Source organism: Enterococcus sp. 2G9_DIV0600 (assembly GCF_002140615.1).
Lineage (GTDB): Bacteria > Bacillota > Bacilli > Lactobacillales > Enterococcaceae > Enterococcus_D > Enterococcus_D innesii.
Map to the genome: position 1 here is coordinate 1,469,006 of NZ_NGLL01000001.1, position 16,900 is coordinate 1,485,905.

Annotated in this window: 14 protein-coding genes; 12 read left to right on the plus strand and 2 right to left on the minus strand. The window is 38.1% G+C overall.

Annotated features, from left to right (window positions below):
• Positions 1-279 precede the first annotated feature (279 nt).
• The 7 genes from A5870_RS07010 to A5870_RS07040 all read left to right on the plus strand — a co-directional run bounded on the left by A5870_RS07010 (position 280) and on the right by A5870_RS07040 (position 8,440).
• Positions 280-747, plus strand: coding sequence for a hypothetical protein (locus A5870_RS07010; RefSeq protein ID WP_086292231.1), 468 nt, complete (start codon positions 280-282; stop codon positions 745-747).
• A gap of 893 nt (positions 748-1,640) precedes the next feature.
• Entirely contained in the window at positions 1,641-2,957 is a 1,317-nt protein-coding gene (locus A5870_RS07015) for a helix-turn-helix domain-containing protein (protein ID WP_252086089.1), read from the plus strand.
• 279 nt (positions 2,958-3,236) lie between these two features.
• A complete protein-coding gene (locus A5870_RS07020) occupies positions 3,237-3,674 on the plus strand; it encodes a hypothetical protein (protein WP_086292233.1) in 438 nt (145 codons plus the stop codon).
• Between the two features lie 443 nt (positions 3,675-4,117).
• Positions 4,118-4,738 carry a hypothetical protein gene (locus A5870_RS07025; protein WP_086292234.1) on the plus strand — a complete coding sequence of 207 codons (621 nt, stop codon included), beginning with the start codon at positions 4,118-4,120 and terminating at the stop codon, positions 4,736-4,738.
• 288 nt (positions 4,739-5,026) lie between these two features.
• Entirely contained in the window at positions 5,027-5,491 is a 465-nt protein-coding gene (locus A5870_RS17625) for a hypothetical protein (RefSeq protein WP_226818202.1), read from the plus strand.
• Between the two features lie 46 nt (positions 5,492-5,537).
• The gene (locus tag A5870_RS07035) at positions 5,538-6,536 is read left to right on the plus strand and encodes a DUF916 domain-containing protein (RefSeq protein WP_139843159.1); all 999 of its coding nucleotides are present in this window, start codon (positions 5,538-5,540) and stop codon (positions 6,534-6,536) included.
• A gap of 434 nt (positions 6,537-6,970) precedes the next feature.
• The gene (locus tag A5870_RS07040; RefSeq protein WP_086292236.1) at positions 6,971-8,440 is read left to right on the plus strand and encodes a helix-turn-helix domain-containing protein; all 1,470 of its coding nucleotides are present in this window, start codon (positions 6,971-6,973) and stop codon (positions 8,438-8,440) included.
• A gap of 137 nt (positions 8,441-8,577) precedes the next feature.
• On the opposite strand, the gene A5870_RS07045 is transcribed toward A5870_RS07040, so the two are convergent.
• Positions 8,578-8,889 (minus strand): DUF1827 family protein, encoded by a 312-nt coding sequence (locus A5870_RS07045; RefSeq protein WP_077454383.1) that lies wholly within the window; start codon positions 8,887-8,889, stop codon positions 8,578-8,580.
• 151 nt (positions 8,890-9,040) lie between these two features.
• Positions 9,041-11,299 (minus strand): ATP-dependent Clp protease ATP-binding subunit, encoded by a 2,259-nt coding sequence (locus A5870_RS07050; protein WP_170924017.1) that lies wholly within the window; start codon positions 11,297-11,299, stop codon positions 9,041-9,043.
• Positions 11,300-11,569: 270 nt separating this feature from the next.
• Here A5870_RS07050 and A5870_RS07055 point away from each other — a divergent pair, with 270 nt between their 5' ends.
• The 5 genes from A5870_RS07055 to A5870_RS07075 all read left to right on the plus strand — a co-directional run bounded on the left by A5870_RS07055 (position 11,570) and on the right by A5870_RS07075 (position 16,454).
• Complete coding sequence (locus tag A5870_RS07055) at positions 11,570-11,761, plus strand: hypothetical protein (protein ID WP_077454381.1); 192 nt, start codon at positions 11,570-11,572, stop codon at positions 11,759-11,761.
• Positions 11,762-11,921: 160 nt separating this feature from the next.
• Positions 11,922-12,188 carry a phosphocarrier protein HPr gene (locus tag A5870_RS07060; protein WP_003126335.1) on the plus strand — a complete coding sequence of 89 codons (267 nt, stop codon included), beginning with the start codon at positions 11,922-11,924 and terminating at the stop codon, positions 12,186-12,188.
• Positions 12,188-13,915 (plus strand): phosphoenolpyruvate--protein phosphotransferase, encoded by a 1,728-nt coding sequence (ptsP, locus tag A5870_RS07065; protein WP_005225882.1) that lies wholly within the window; start codon positions 12,188-12,190, stop codon positions 13,913-13,915. The genes A5870_RS07060 and ptsP overlap by 1 nt, the downstream gene beginning before the upstream one ends.
• Before the next feature lie 264 nt (positions 13,916-14,179).
• Positions 14,180-15,190, plus strand: coding sequence for a glycosyltransferase (locus A5870_RS07070; protein WP_077454380.1), 1,011 nt, complete (start codon positions 14,180-14,182; stop codon positions 15,188-15,190).
• A 31-nt stretch (positions 15,191-15,221) separates the two neighbouring features.
• A complete protein-coding gene (locus tag A5870_RS07075) occupies positions 15,222-16,454 on the plus strand; it encodes a glycosyltransferase family 4 protein (protein ID WP_086292238.1) in 1,233 nt (410 codons plus the stop codon).
• Positions 16,455-16,900 lie beyond the last annotated feature (446 nt).

Consider the following 16,900-nt stretch of genomic DNA (forward strand, 5'->3'; position numbering starts at 1 on the left):
ATTCATGAGAACTGTCAATTCAAAAACCGGATGCCTCCTATTTTATCAGGATGGATCGTGAAGGGAATTAGCAACTCTTGGGACAGCCTGTGACTTTCAGGGTAGAGCTTCGTTTAAAAAATTCAACACTCATTTTTTTCTGTAAGTGGCAAATTCTTCTTATTATAATAAATGATTATTTTTTTTTTAGTTTTTTTCATCAAAAGACGATAAAATTAAAAAAGAAGATGTTATATGCTTATTAAAGAGGATTAAAGTTCTTTTTAGGAGTGTGAAAATATGCTGCAGTCTAAAGAAAAAAATATTGAACAGCAAAAGGCTTTGATGATAAGCGTTCGTTTTTTCAGTAATAAAGTAAATTCGATTTTAGAACGAAATCTAATTGTTGATCAAAAAGCAGATATCGCTGAAACACTAGCGTATTTGGAAAATTCTTTAGGGGAGATCAACATCCTTACCCACACGATCCAGCATGTGTTTTGTATCGCGGAACATGCACGCTTAGATCAAGCCGGTTGTCACCATCGACTAGAGCATTTTTGGGGAGATGTTATTTGTTATGTGATCGAATGTGTAGACAAATCGGGCAACTATTATGACTTTAAGGTAGTGGGAAATGTTGATGCGGGGGATAAAGAGTTGATTGACGCATTTAATGAATTGACGGATGACTTGGTCATTTTGAATATCTATGAATATAAAGATTGCTGGATAAAACGAGAACGCAGTACTCTAAAAGGAACTTGATCCTTCTTTCTAGAAGTTCATCTTTTTCTATCGGAAATTATGTTTGAATATTCTGACATTTTACCACGCTTTTTTACGCCTTAGTAAAAGGGAGTTGCTTTAGTTTGTCTTCGGCAAGTGGATAGAACGACAAAGCTAGCAATCAATTTCTCGAGACATTAATAGCAAGCTTTCTCAGCCCCCTAGGAGAGCCATTTGACAATCGAATAGGCGAGAGGCTACAAATCCACTATTCCTGTAGAAGCCAGCTTGCTTTTTTTTACAATGGACGAAAGAACTTTGATTCCATCAACAGAGTGAACCATCATTGTGACTGCCGATTTTCCCTTTCTTATGACTAACACTCCTAGCCAGTAGAAAGGATCTTAGTGAGCAAGCTTAGTTGTCCTATAAATGATGCGCTGCTGGATCAAGCGTTTTTTTTGTGAATCAGATTAGTAGCAGAAAGTGTAGAAAGGCTTTTTTTTCTTCACATATTTGCGGAGTTTGAAGAACAAGCTTCGTATGTAGATTCATTTTTGATACCAAAAGCAGATCGATCAAGTCAGAGCTACAATATCAAAATGGGTATCATAACAGTGAATACTACGCTCAGTCAGAATACTTTTCAGATTAAGAGAAAAATCTTAGAATGAGTTAAAGTTGAAGAAATGATTAAAAATGACCGTTTTGTGAATGATTTGGCAGTTACTTAAATTTTTTTTATTATAATTGGAAGCTGGGATATTTTTTTTATTAAGGCGGTTAAAAAATTGGATTATATAGAAAAATTGTATAGGTTTTACTTAACTAAGAAACAAGTTGATAAACTAACAATTGTAAGAAATCTCGTTGTTGAAAAACAACTTTCTTTAGATGCGATTGGAGAATCCCTCAGTAAGTCACTTTATCAGGTGAAAATCCTCTTAACTGAGATCGATGATGATCTAGCCGGTATTTCAACGCTGGAGGACTCCTTTTTTTTTCTTGAAAAAAGAACACTTCATCTGTCTGATGATTTAAATCAAGAACAAAGTCTGTATATTTTTGTAAACCTCAAAAAAAAGTATTTTTTGGAATCTCCCTATTACAAACTCCTCATCTATTTATTAAGAAAACGAAAAACACGAATGGTGGATATTTCAGAAGAGCTGATTTTTAGTGTTTCATATTGTTATAAACTGCTTAGTTATTTAAAAAAAATGTTCGCGGTCCAAAATGTACCGATAAAAATCAGTAATAGCAGTGATTCGATTCAATTAACAGGGGAAGAATCATGTATTCGCATGTATCATTATCTCGTCGAAGTCATGGCCTGTAATGTTTATACAGAACATCCCATCCGTTCTAGTGTGGAGTGGATCGCCAAAGATTATGAGACGTTGCGTACGACAAAGGTCAAGCATGCGATCGTTTTTTCTATTATTGAAAATGCCATCCTCCGAGGGAATATTGTTCCTGGAGTTGATGCGTCAACATTAGCGCTTTATCATTGTTTAAAGAAAGAAAATGATCAACAGCTGGCAAATCTTTTTCCTATTCGCAATCAATCTGATGTGGAAAAAGAACTTGTCTACTATTATTTTTGGCGGGTGCTTTTCATCCCAGAAACAGTGAGAGAGTCTGAAAAAAAGGTGATCGGGGAAAAATTCCTCATGCTTGAAAACAATGATTATGTGGATTTTGCTTCTCAGATTCTTGAACAACTTTCAAAGAAATATGCTCTAACAAAGCAGGCTTCATCAGTTTTTATCTATGAAGTAGTGATCAATACTTGGGGCTATATCCATCTGTATCTAGATAATTTTTTGTCAATCGGGGAGATTGATTATACAAATGATCGACTGGTTGAAGTGGAGGTTATCATAGATCGGGTCCTTAATAATCATCGGGGATGGATCGAGAGAGAGCCGCTTTTTATTCGTAAGCTTTCCCAAATCGTTACTTCCTACCTACCTATCCAAAAAGAAGATCAAATCACTATTGGTATCTCTCTTTTGAATCATCCGGAATATATCCCTGTTATCAAAAATACGCTATTGAAAATCTATAATGAGAAAGTTATCAAGTTTAATGCCAATCTAGCTGACTCTGATATTTTGGTTTCAGATGGTGTGCTGATCCATAATGCATCACAAAAATTTGCATTTTTTGGCAATGTTCATAATACAAGAGATTGGGATAATTTGAATGCCATGATCCAATCAGCGATCTTGGCGAAATATACATAAAGCAGAGCGCAGCTGGCGCTCTCTTTTTTTGAGTCGATTCAAAATTTGTTTTGGGTTGCTGGCAGATGAGTGCTAAAAAACGAAATGGAAATTAGCCTCAGGTGCTTTTCTCGTTTGAGAAAGAACCGCTTACTTTGAGTTGCTTGAGACCGCATTAAAAAAAATTGCTAAATAATGTGCAAATTTTTGACAAAAAAAGATAAATAAAATAGTCGGAATTGCGGTATTTTAACTATAGCAATTTTATTTGTAATAAATAAACCTGAAGGTGATTTAAAGATGATGGAAATAATAGAAAATATACGCTTAAGTGAAAGAATGTATTCCATACGTTTTGCTAACGAAAGATACGATCATTTCTATCGAAATTGCGTGTTTCCGATAAACTTTGGCCTAGATCAAGTAGAAAAATATATCGTTGATTCATTGAATATCCTGAAAGACACGTTGAAAATCGTTGATTCCACTAACGTTTTGATAATGGATGGGTTTAAACATGCCTCTGAAGAGGTAGCTTTCACATTTATTGATGCCCATTGGACAGATGCAGAACAATACATAGTCGAGTTGAAGGACACAAACAAGGTAGAATATATCACTTTGATTACAAATGTTGAAACAGAGTTGGCGGCAATAAAGCAATTTGTGAAGACTGAATTTCCAAATACTGAATTTACGATCGATTACTATGATGAGGCTTGGGTGGTGAAACCATAAAAGTGAAAGTTCCTTTGGCTATATAGAAGAATAGCTCTGACTTAAAACAAATAAACTGTTGCGTCATTTTGCATCATTGAGGAAATCAATTCTCCCTAGACTGTAAATATCGGTGTTTTGAGGAGAATTGAGGGTTTTCCATTTGTGCTATGATTTAAGCGGAGAAGGATTCACAAGACCAAAATCAATAACTATTTTTTGACTGGATGAATGACTGTTGAAGGAATTATTGACGATAATTGACTGAAGAGAACATGCGTAAGGGAATATGATGAACAAAAGATCTCCCTCTCTTTACGATCAGTTTTTTTACCGTTGTCGAGTAGAGACCACCTTTCTAAGCGGAGGGATACCGCAAGAAAGGGAAGGATGTCATTTGTTTGGTAATAGTGAATCGTGTCTTGCCTTAAAACAGTAGGTATTTTTACTCAAGGAGAACTAGAATGATGAAACGGATTAAAGCAAGCTGTCTTTTAATGGTTTCGTGTTTTTCTTTATTGTATACGGAACGAATTTTTGCTGCAGAAGCGAGTTTTTCACTAACGGTGGAAGAACCAATCATTTTTGATTTTCAGGAGATTGATTTTAGCAATGAATTACTGAGTTATGAAGGTAGTCTAAAAGTTGAAAGTTCTGCCAGTGATGTGACAACGGCTTATCACTTGGAGATCTCTTCAAATGGCAGTGGATTGAGCGCTGCTTTTGAAAATGCGGCAGAAATGGTGGCAACAGAAACGATGGATGACCACCATTTTTATGTTACATTAGATCCTAAAAAATTTCTGACGGCAGATCAAGGTAACTATAAAGTAATTTTTACTATCACGGAAATCTCTTCTGCAGCGACGAATCAAAATTTGTCGTCTTCACTTTTGCCGTCAAGTAACAACCAAGAAGACCATGCATCCATCGTCGAGAGTGATGAGAGTGTAGGGGAATCAGCTACGACAAGTACCTCTTCAACAGAGGCAACCTTTTCCACAGAGAGTCTCTTGCAGAGTAATGAAAGTTCTTCTCTAGTGGAAGAAATGGAAACGACTGATACTTCCTTCATGCCGGAATAAACAAATAGTGGCTTGGCTTTTCCTTGTTTGCTAGAGAGAGTGGGTCAAAGTAATAAGCGTTACGACCGTTATCTGAAAAAATTTCACTTTTCATGTCTATTTATTTTCGTTAACTGCCACCAGTTTTGATGGAGGAAAATGAAAATTTCGCGAGATAAGATTAAAAAAACCTTTATTCTTTTGGTGAAAAAAATTGCAAAAAGAAGAGAAGTTTGCCAAAAAAAATAGTGTATAGTTTTTTTGTAAGCTCGATTCTTACAAAAAAATATATAAGGAGGAATGAAATCAATGAAAAAGGTTATCTTAGCAACAGCGTTCTTATTTGCTCTCTCTATTGGTGTGTCCGTACCTGTAGCAGCAGAGGAAGTTGCTGTAACTGTTAACGAAGGAACAGCAACATTTACGTTAGAAACACCTGCTGAAACAAAAACGGTTGACTTTGCAGAGATTAGTTTTACGGATGCAAAAGCAGATCCGCTATCAGGTACTTTCTCACTATCGGGAACATTAGCGAATAAATCCTTTGGTGCAAAAAAAGTGGTGATCACAGCACAAGTGCCGGGAGAAACAATTGCACCTGGTCTAACCGTTGCTACAAGTGAAGTATTCAGTGTGGAAGCAGAGCAAGGATACGAAGCAACTCAAACAGGTACTTTTGACTATACGATCGATCCAGCAACATTTGACAGTACCAAAGAAGCAGATTATCTAATCACTTTGACTGCATCAGAAGCTACGGACGTTACACCTTAATTTCATGTCTAGTTCTAATTGCGAGAAGAAATACGGTTTTTTTAAGGTGGTCTTTTTTTGCCTGTTCTTAGGAATGTTCTTTTACACTGAAAGTGTAGCAGCGGAAGAACAGATCAGCTCTTCATTTAATGTTTCGATCCAAGCTGATGATGAGACAAGTCAGGTAAAGGATATTCAATTTGCACCTCAATTGAATCAGGAATATCGCTATACGGCAACTGTTACCAATCTTGAAAACTATGCCATTGAAGTCTCGGTTTTTCCAAGTATCGCTGTTTCTACGAGGAATTCGATGACTTATGTAGCGGAAACAGAAAATTTACTGAACCAAGATTATGATATAAAGAATTATGTAAAAATCCAACCGCAAGATGGGAATTTCGTTGATGGTTTTTTGCAATTAGATGCAAAGCAAAGTCGAGATGTTCAAATCATCATTAATGTAAATAAAAGGATTCATGGGGAAGTATTAGGTGGGATCAATTTTTCTCAGGTAATCGGCATACAAGAAAATAAAGATTCTGTAGATATTCAGCAAGTCTATCAGAAAGTAATCGTCGTTCGCCTAAAACTGAATGAACTGGCTAAAGGAACAAAACAGACTATCGGGGATTTTGAATTTACGATTACTGGAGACACAACGACTCTATCTTATTATCTATATAATAATGATCCGCTTGTGACCTATGCTGAGGGTGGCACCTATCGTGTGATCAATCCCAATCAGGAGATTATCGCTGAAGGGAAGATAGAGTCGGAACAGATTGTTCTTTCACCCTATATAAAAACGCTCTTTAATGTCCCATTGTTGGATGGGGCCAAATTGATGTCTGGGGAGTATCAATTTATACGATCAGATGGCAACGACGAAACGACAACGTATTTTCATTATACAAAGGAAGAGGTCGACCAGTTTATTGAGGAGGCTGCTGATTCTAGCAATACAATTACTGTTCAATCAAAAGCCAATCTTTGGTTGGTCATCGCCTTATCACTCGTTTCCGTTTTGCTTATTTTGACGCTTGTAAAATTGCAAAAAAAATAAGAGAAGTTTAGGGGAGATCATTACCCCTAGACTTTTCTTGTTGCGTAAAATCTTTCTTAATCCTTTGACAGACAGTTGGGCGGCCGCTGATTTTGCTCTCCCACAGGACTGTCTCGAAAAAAGCTGTTTTTATTTTGTACTTGCTTATTTTCTATAGTTTTTTTCACTTTGATCAGGGAAAAGATTCGGTGGTAAATCGTTAAAGGACTTTACAAATCGGTTGGCTTCATTGGTCCTTTGAGTAATTGATGATCCTTGCAGTAGTTTTTTATGAACGGCAGGATCATTTCTTTTTGCTTTTTATTATTAAAAAGAAGCAGATTTTAGCATAAAAGAGATATTCTTTTTTATTAATAACTAATGTTATATGTTTTCTTGTTAACTATGAGTTAACTAACATCACAGAAGTAACTATCGTTAAGAAGGAGATTACCATGGATTTATGGAAGTTGTTTCTAACGGAGCGGCAAGAACAAAAATTGAATTTATTAGAGGATATTATTTCAAGGACGGAAGCATCAATCGATGAATTAGCTTGTAAGCATTCACTTACGAACCGCAATGTGAAATCATTAATCATGCAGATAAACGAAGATTACATAGAAAACACAAGCACGACAGACGCACTGATCAGATTCGAAAATCGATTATTTCGGATATCCACGTTGAAAGCATCAGGAACTTATCCTTCGCTGTATTCAAATTTGAAAATAACGTATATTAAGCAAAGTGCCGTTTTCCAAGTCTTGATTTACTTTCTTAGGCATCGAAAAGTGGGGATGATCAAACTATCCACTCATTTTAATTATAGTCAGTCTTATTGTTATAAATTAGTCAATAGGGCAAACGATATCATACGTTCTATGGGGATAGAGTGTCAAATCAGTAAGCGAATGAATTATTTGATTGTGGAAGGAAGGGAGAGTCAAATCAGAATGCTTTCATATATCTTGAATAGCCATTCTACGACATTTGCAGAAGACAACAATTACCTTTATAGAAACGAAAAGAGTCCTACTAAGATTCAACGGGACAAACTTTCTAGAATAACTAGAATTTTTTTAGATGCGCACAAGATGGGCCACTATACCGATGTGATCTCAGATCAGGAGATGTCTATTGGTTTGTGCTTGTACGAAGAGCTTCATTTAAGCTTTTCCCAAACGTTTTATCCTTTAAATAAAAAAATAAATGATGCTGCTTTTCAATCAGAAAAATTTCTTTACTATCTCTTTGCTGTATATTTCTTTCCAGAATTCTTAACGCCTGAAATTTGTGAGCGTTTAGGGGCAGGGTTAATGAGACTAACAAAAAATCCTATAGTGGATAGAGCGGTTGAAGCATTAGAAAAAATGGAAGAAAGTTATAGCATTCCTGATAATCTTCATCGTACGTTTGTCTTCCAGCTGGTCTATCGCTTTTTAATCACAGATAAACTAAGCTTAAGCTCTTTCTTTTATCTTGAAGACAAAAAATTACTGATGAATGATAAATTTTTAACCATAAAAGAGATGTTAAAATCTGTTTACAAAGAAAGTATATCAGAGCGAGACTTAGATATATTTAGTACCCAGTTAACTGAGCTGCTCTATTCTTATGTTGGGCATGTCATGGCAAAACCCTTGCATGTAATGATCCATATTACGTACCATGCCAACTATGCCGTGTTAGTGAAAAATTATATAACAGGTGTATACAAACCAGAGACAGTTACCATGGTAGGAAATTTTGCAGATGCAGATCTTGTTATTTCTGATCGGTTCGTTGAGTCGAAAGAAAATCAGTATTTTTTCTTTCTTGAAGATATCCATAATATTGAGACATGGAAAAGATTAGGGGAGTTTATCAATAGCAAGATTATTGAAGGACGAATTCGATCAAATACGATAGAAAAAATCAGCTAGTATTAGCGGAAAGAGTACAGTTTTGATTAAAAGACTAAGTAAATTCTTGGTTACATTCAAACAAAAAAGATATCTATAAAAGAAGGCTGCGACAGTCATCTTTTATAGATATTTTTTTAAGACGTAATTAGGCTAAACTAATGGGATGAGGATAAGGATTTTTTGATGGAGATTTCAACCACTTCAGGCATTTGGATCACAGAGATGGTTGAAGGATCATACGAGCCATCAGGTAATTTTTTCAGAAAGTAATTTTTGATTTCTTCTACTTCTGTAGGGCGAATATTTCGTTTTTTATTGATCAGCAGAATTTCATTGTGGTTCGGCGCTGAGGTAAAGATCACGGTCGTGTCTCCGGCTGTGTAAACCTTTACAAGTTCTGCGTCGGTATTTTCAAGTTGATTCAATACTAGTCGAGAATGGCTGTTCGTAACATTGATTAATTTCACCAGACTCACCTCACATTCTATGTATTTATTAATAACATTATAGGGCGTTTTTTTTCAAAAGAAAAGCCAGACAACTCGGAATTACCCAATTTTTTGGCAAAACATGGTTGTCTGGCAAAGGAAACGGTTCAAGACACGTTTTTAAAGCTTTTTACTCGTTTGTTTCCGAAGATTCTTCTTCAGTCGTGTTGGCTTTTGAAGAAGGTGCAGGGGATTCAGCGGAAGTTACAACGATCTTATCTGAATCTTCCAATTGGGCTTTTAACTGACGCACTTGCGGATGCTCCAAATAGAATTCTGCAATCCCATCTTCGATTTGATCTTGGATCGTTCTACGCAGCGGGCGAGCACCCATCGTTGCACTGTAACCAAGATCCACCAATTTTTCTTGCACGTCTTGCGGAACATCGATATGCAGTTTTTGATGACTAAGGGTTTGATTGACATCATGCAGCATAAGGGACACGATCGATAACAAGTTTTCCTTGCTTAGTGCCTTGAATTCGATGATCCCGTCAAAGCGGTTGAGAAATTCTGGCGTAAAGTAATTGTTCAATTGATTTAACACGGAACGAGTGATGCCTTCACGTGCGGCACCAAAGCCAACGTTGGCTTCAACTTTGTCGGTTCCGGCATTACTTGTCATGATGATCAGGGTATCTTTAAAGCTGACCGTACGTCCTTGGGCATCCGTCAAACGACCATCATCGAGAATTTGCAAGAACATATGCAATACATCAGGATGGGCTTTTTCCACTTCATCCAATAGAATCAAGCTGTAAGGATTCCGGCGAACTTTTTCAGTCAATTGACCTGCTTCTTCATAGCCGACATAGCCAGGAGGAGAGCCGATCAATTTTGATACACTGTGTTTTTCCATGTATTCTGACATGTCGAAACGAATCATTGCTTCTTCGGAGCCAAACATTTCATAAGCTAATTGTTTGGCTAATTCCGTTTTCCCGACACCGGTTGGACCGACGAAAAGGAAAGAGCCGATCGGACGATTTTGCTTCCCTAAACCAACCCGGTTTCTGCGAATCGCTTTGGCTACTTTGTCGATCGCTTCATCTTGTCCGATAACTTTTGCTTTCAAGTCATCCGCGAGATTTTTTAATTGGGTCTGTTCTTTTTCTTTCAATTCGCCAACTGGAATATTCGTCCGTTCTTCAACGATTTGTTCCATGTCTTTTTCAGTAATGACTGGCGTTTCTTCTTCGCTGATTTGACGTTCTTTCATTTTTTGCAGTTTGTTGATTTGATCGCGATAGTAAGCAGCTTTTTCAAAATCTTCTTCTCGAGAGGCTGCTTGCTTTTGTTCTTCTGCTTCTTGCAGTTTCTTTTCGATCGTTTTTGGATCAACGATTTGGATCGTCAAGTTTTTCTTCGAACCTGTTTCATCTAGTAGATCGATCGCTTTATCAGGCAAGAATCGGTCTTGGATGTAACGGTTAGAAAGGGTAGCGGCAGCTGCGATCGCTTCATCGGTATATTTCACATGATGATAATCTTCATAACGCGGTTGCAAGCCTTTTAAAATACGAATGGTTTCTTCCACAGAAGGTTCATCCACACGTACTGGTTGCAAACGGCGTTCTAAAGCAGCATCTTTTTCGATAATGCGGTATTCATTTAACGTCGTTGCTCCGACCATTTGTAGTTCTCCACGGGCAAGCGCTGGTTTTAAGATGTTTCCAGCATCCATATTTCCGTCGCCAGCTGCACCAGCCCCAACGATTTCATGGACTTCATCAATAAACAAAATCACGTTTTCTGCTTGCTTGATTTCTTCAATCAATTTTTGGATGCGTTCTTCAAATTGGCCACGAATACCTGTACCTTGCACAAGAGAGGCAACGTCTAGGCGAATGACTTCTTTGTCCATCAGTTTTTGTGGCACATCGCCATCAACGATTTTTTGGGCTAACCCTTCAACGACGGCAGTTTTCCCAACTCCGGGTTCACCAATAAGAACAGGGTTATTTTTGGTTCGGCGATTAAGGATCTCGATCACTCGTTTGATCTCTGAATCACGACCAACGACTGGATCGACTTCGCCATCACGAGCCATTTGGGTAATATTGATGCCGTATTCTCCTAACAGACCTGCAGGTGCTTGGTTATTGCGTGGAGGCTGACCGCCGACAAAACCGTTACCGCCGGTTTGTGTCGGTGGATTTTGTTCATAAGGGGTATTTCCTTGCTGCATTTGACGAGACATTTGACGGAATAGATCATCAAGATTGCCAAATCCAAAAGGATCTTGCGCCATTGCAGCTGCAGCATTCCCAGATTGAGCTTTTAATTTTTGGTAACAACTTTGACAATAATCGAGTTGTTTTCTTTGACCATTGACATTGGCATATAAATGAATTGAAGCTTCATTTTTGCCGCAATTTTGACAAAGCATAGATTCACGACCTTTCATATTTGTTCCAACAACCCTATTTTACGGCGCTTTTGATCGCTTGTAAAAGAAAAGGGGCTGTGGGCAAAGAAACGGTCACCTTCGAGGCAATGTATTATTGACCTTTACTGACCATAATTCTATTATACTAACTTTTTGTCAGACTGCAAGAATTTTACTCTGAAAAGTTCTCGCTGCTTTTTCATCTACAAAAGCGTCTTTTAAATAGAAATCAATTCAATTATAATAGAAAGAAAGAGGTGAGAATGGACGATGGAGAACAGAGATTTTGCTGTAGAAGTAGTGCGTTTACGCAATGGAGAGATCAAAGAATTGATTGTTCAACAGCCGGAATTTCTGGCATTTAGAGATGTCTGGCTCCAGCTGGAAGATCGGTCTTCTTTTGTCGGAGAAGCGGGGTTAAACGGGAAGATCATCTACCGTTATGTACAAGAAAATAAATAGGACATTTATTTCAATCGTTTATTTAAGAGAAAACGGTTGTCTATCGATGAAAAAAATGGTAATCTTAACAGTTGAAAGGGCGATTTTTTTCGGGTGTCATTGCATGCATGGAAATTTTGCCTTCACACAAAAAAACGTATCATAAAGGAGATTGATCAATATGGAAAAGAAAGATTTTCACGTAGTTGCTGAGACAGGGATTCACGCACGTCCAGCTACATTATTGGTTCAAACAGCAAGCAAATTTAACTCTGATATCAACTTAGAGTACAAAGGTAAATCAGTAAACCTTAAATCAATCATGGGCGTAATGTCATTAGGTGTTGGCCAAGGTTCTGATGTTACTATCACTGCTGAAGGTGCTGACGAAGCAGATGCAATCGCTGCAATCGTAGAAACAATGAAAAAAGAAGGTTTGTCTGAATAATGGTTGAGATGCTAAAAGGAATTGCTGCTAGTGATGGTGTAGCCGTTGCGAAAGCCTACCTGTTAGTACAACCTGATTTATCTTTTTCAAAAGTATCAGTTGAAGATACTGCAGCAGAGGAAGCACGCTTAGATGATGCGCTAGCGAAGTCAACAGCGGAATTACAACAAATCCGTGACAAAGCAGCACAAACTTTAGGCGAAGCAGAAGCACAAGTATTTGATGCTCATTTAATGGTTCTTTCAGATCCTGAGATGATCGGTCAAATCAAACAAAACGTGACAGATAACAAAGTCAATGCAGAAGCTGCGTTGAAAGAAGTTACTGACATGTATATTGGTATGTTTGAAGCAATGGATGACAATGCTTACATGCAAGAGCGGGCAGCTGACATCAAAGATGTTGCGAAACGTATCTTGGCGCATTTGTTGAATGTGACTTTGCCTAATCCTTCAATGATCAACGAAGAAGTAGTCGTTGTTGCGCATGACTTGACACCAAGTGATACTGCACAATTAGACCGCAACTTTGTAAAAGCTTTTGTAACAGATATTGGTGGACGTACTTCTCATTCCGCAATCATGGCACGTTCTCTTGAAATCCCAGCAATCGTTGGAACGATGGAGATCACTGCAAAAGTGAAAGCGGGCGACATCTTAGCTGTTAACGGCATTATCGGTGACGTTATCGTCAACCCGACAGATGACCAAGCAGCTGAATTTGTTGAAGCTGGGAAAGCCTACGCAGAACAAAAAGCAGAATGGGAAAAATTGAAAGATGCTGAAACAGTTACGGCTGATGGCAAGCACTTTGAATTGGCTGCAAACATTGGAACGCCAAAAGATTTAGAAGGTGTCCACAACAATGGTGCAGAAGCAGTCGGTTTATACCGGACTGAATTCTTGTACATGGATTCTCCTGATTTCCCAACAGAAGAAGACCAATACAAAGCATACAAAGCAGTTTTAGAAGGAATGGCTGGCAAACCAGTGGTTGTCCGTACAATGGATATCGGTGGCGATAAAGAACTTCCTTACCTAAAATTGCCTCATGAAATGAATCCTTTCTTAGGCTATCGTGCATTGCGTATCAGCTTATCTGAACTTGGGGATGACATGTTCCGTACCCAACTTCGTGCGTTGTTACGTGCTTCTGCTCACGGCAACTTACGTATCATGTTCCCAATGGTGGCAACATTGAAAGAGTTCCGTACTGCGAAGAAAATGTATGAAGAAGAGCGTCAAAAATTGATTGACGAAGGCGTTGAGGTTTCTAACGAGATCCAAGTCGGAATCATGATCGAAATTCCAGCAGCTGCTGTCTTAGCAGACAAGTTCGCCAAGGAAGTTGACTTCTTCAGTATTGGTACCAATGACTTGATCCAATACACAATGGCTGCAGACCGCATGAATGAGCGCGTGTCTTACTTGTACCAACCATACAACCCATCAATTTTACGTTTAATCAAAAACGTGATCGACTCAGCGCATGCTGAAGGAAAATGGGCTGGTATGTGTGGAGAAATGGCCGGCGATCAAACTGCTGTGCCACTTCTTGTAGGTATGGGCTTAGATGAGTTCTCAATGAGTGCAACATCTGTTCTGAAAACACGTAGCTTAATGAAACGCTTGTCAACGACTGACATGCAAGAATTAGCAAAACGTGCTTTAGAAGATTGCGATACAATGGAAGAAGTTGTAGAGTTAATCGAACAGTATGTAAACTAATCATTTCTAGGCAACAAGCAATTTTTGCTTGTTGCCTTTTTTGTTTTAAGAAGACATTTTGTTTGATTTGACTTGCAACAACTTACTACTTTTTTCAGAAAACGAACAGTTTTGTCATATCTTGGAATTAAGCTATGATTCCCTGAGTTTTTCCCGTATCATGGTTAAATGGGGAACAAAATCTAGGACCATGGTAGGAGTATGTCTGCGATCGCCTATGGTATACTAATATCAGATATAAGCATTTCCAAGGAGGAATCATCTTTGAAAGTACTTCTTTATTTTGAAGGAGAAAAATTATTAGCTAAATCAGGTATCGGTCGCGCATTGGCTCATCAGCAGCGAGCACTGACGTCTGTCGGGATTCCTTTTACTCTTGATAAAAATGATGAGGATTATGACATTCTTCACATTAACACGTATGGAATCAATAGTATGCATATGGTCAATAAAGCCAAAAGACAAGGGAAAAAAGTGATTTACCATGCCCATTCTACAGAAGAGGATTTTCGGAATTCATTTATTGGCTCGAATCAGCTTTCGCCATTATATAAAAAATATTTGATCAATCTTTATTCTAGAGCCGATCAGTTGATCACCCCGACCCCTTATTCGAAAGAACTTTTGGAAGGGTATGGTATCCAAGTGCCGATCGAGGCAATCTCGAACGGGATCGATCTTGATAAATATCAGCCGGATCAAGAGAAAGAAAAAGCCTTTCGTGAGTATTTCAATCTCTTACCAGATCAAAAAGTGATTATATCGGTCGGTTTGTTTTTTGAACGAAAAGGCATTCTTGATTTTGTAGAGATAGCCAGACAATTGCCTGAGTATACGTTTATCTGGTTTGGTCATACACCAATGATGACGATTCCTAAGCAGATCCGCGACCTTGTTAATGAAGACCATCCAGAAAACGTGCTGTTTCCCGGCTATATCAAAGGAGACATCATCGAAGGGGCATATTCAGCGGCTGATCTGTTCTTCTTTCCATCCTATGAAGAAACAGAAGGAATCGTGGTCCTTGAGGCGTTAGCCAGCCACCAAAATGTGCTTGTTCGGGATATTCCTGTTTATAAAGGTTGGCTAAGCAATGGGCACAATGCATACATGGAAAAAAACAATCAAGGATTTATTGAGAAAATCAAAGGGATCGTGGAAGGCACGTTGCCACAGTTGAGTGAAGCCGGCTATGAAACGGCCAAGCAAAAAAGTATTGATGAAATCGGATATGAACTAAAAGAAGTTTATACAAAAGTGATGAATACGGAATGAAGAAACTAATGGAAAGTTTGGAGGGACCGTTTTGAAAATCGGATTTTTTACAGACACCTACTTCCCCCAGGTAAGTGGTGTGGCGACATCGATCAAGACATTGAAAGAAGAGCTTGAGAAAAAAGGCCATAAAGTCTATATCTTTACTACGACCGATCCAAATGCTGATCTGGATGAAGAAGATATCATTCGCATGCCAAGTGTCCCGTTTGTGTCTTTCAAAGACCGGCGAATCGTAGTGCGCGGCATGTTGTATGCCTATTTGATCGCCAAAGAATTAGAGTTGGAATTGATCCATACCCATACCGAGTTTGGCTCTGGGATGTTGGGGAAAATGGTGGGGCGCAAATTGCAGATTCCTGTGATCCATACCTACCATACGATGTATGAAGACTACTTGCACTACATCGCCAACGGAAAGGTCTTGCGGCCATCTCACGTGAAATATCTTTCACGGCTCTTTGCCAACCACTCGACAGGTGTTGTTTGTCCTAGTGAACGAGTCATCGACACGCTGAGAGGGTATGGTGTGGTTTCACCAATGCGGATCATCCCCACAGGGATCGAAGTTGAGAAGTTTCGTCGACCGGACATTACAACTGACATGAAAAAAGAATTGCGGGAGAAATTGGGCATCACTGAGAATCAGCCCATGCTGCTTTCCCTCAGTCGTATTTCTTATGAAAAGAATATCCAAGCAATCATCGACGGCATGCCAGAAATTTTAACGAAGATTCCTGATGCGCAATTAGTGATCGTTGGGAAAGGTCCGCATAAAGAAAAATTAGAAGAAAAAGTGGTGGATATGGCTTTATCTGACCATATTCAATTTGTCGGTGAAGTGGCGAATGATAAGGTAGCGATCTATTACCATGCGGCAGATTACTTCGTCAGTGCCTCCACCTCAGAAACACAAGGTTTGACTTACACGGAAGCAATGGCTGCTGGAACACCGTTAGTCGTTGAAGGCAATGACTACTTAAATACTTTGATCGACGATCCGTCTTTAGGTGTCACCTATGAGAGTGATCGGGATTTCGCAAAAGCATTTATTGATTATTATGAACGAAAGATTCCTGCTGATCCCGAAGTTCTTGCTAGGAAGATGTATGAGATTTCGGCACTACGTTTTGGTGAGTCGATGCTATCTTTCTACCATGACATGGTCGCTTATTATGAAACAGAACGCATCGAAAAAGAAACCGAGCAAACATTAGAAAAATTCAAAGTTAAATTGAAAGCATTTCGCCGAACGGTCGATTAAACAGAAAATTTTCGCAAGTTCATGTTTTTAGCGTATACAATAATTTCAGGTTAATTAAGCGCAAAATCCTTTAATATCAACGTTTCTATTAAATCTTTTTTTGTACAAATTTAAAGAAAAAGCAAGTTTGGTTCTCAAAATGTTCTCACGCCTAATATAAAAACAAGACAAAGAGTATTATCAGAAATGATAGTACTCTTTGTCTTGTTTTTATATATTTAAAGTTAGCGTTCACTACATTATATAAAAAAGATTAAAATTTATACACGTGAGAAGAGATATGATATTTAAAATACAGATAAAATATCCTGTGAGTTTAAGAGAATAATTTTAGATGTAGATATTTATTTAGGTATTCAAAATAATTTTTCACCTAATAATTTCAAGTTGAGATTCATGCCTATTTTAATCACATAACTTGTAGGTAGGCAAATGAAATAAAGTTT

Bases quoted from the DNA above. Each gene is read 5' to 3' on its own strand.
- ptsP (WP_005225882.1), top strand. From the start codon at position 12,188: ATGGTTGAGATGCTAAAAGGAATTGCTGCTAGTGATGGTGTAGCCGTT.
- A5870_RS07010 (WP_086292231.1), top strand. From the start codon at position 280: ATGCTGCAGTCTAAAGAAAAAAATATTGAACAGCAAAAGGCTTTGATG.
- A5870_RS07040 (WP_086292236.1), top strand. From the start codon at position 6,971: ATGGATTTATGGAAGTTGTTTCTAACGGAGCGGCAAGAACAAAAATTG.
- A5870_RS07055 (WP_077454381.1), top strand. From the start codon at position 11,570: ATGGAGAACAGAGATTTTGCTGTAGAAGTAGTGCGTTTACGCAATGGA.
- A5870_RS07060 (WP_003126335.1), top strand. From the start codon at position 11,922: ATGGAAAAGAAAGATTTTCACGTAGTTGCTGAGACAGGGATTCACGCA.
- A5870_RS07020 (WP_086292233.1), top strand. From the start codon at position 3,237: ATGATGGAAATAATAGAAAATATACGCTTAAGTGAAAGAATGTATTCC.
- A5870_RS07050 (WP_170924017.1), bottom strand. From the start codon at position 11,299: ATGCTTTGTCAAAATTGCGGCAAAAATGAAGCTTCAATTCATTTATAT.
- A5870_RS17625 (WP_226818202.1), top strand. From the start codon at position 5,027: ATGAAAAAGGTTATCTTAGCAACAGCGTTCTTATTTGCTCTCTCTATT.
- A5870_RS07025 (WP_086292234.1), top strand. From the start codon at position 4,118: ATGATGAAACGGATTAAAGCAAGCTGTCTTTTAATGGTTTCGTGTTTT.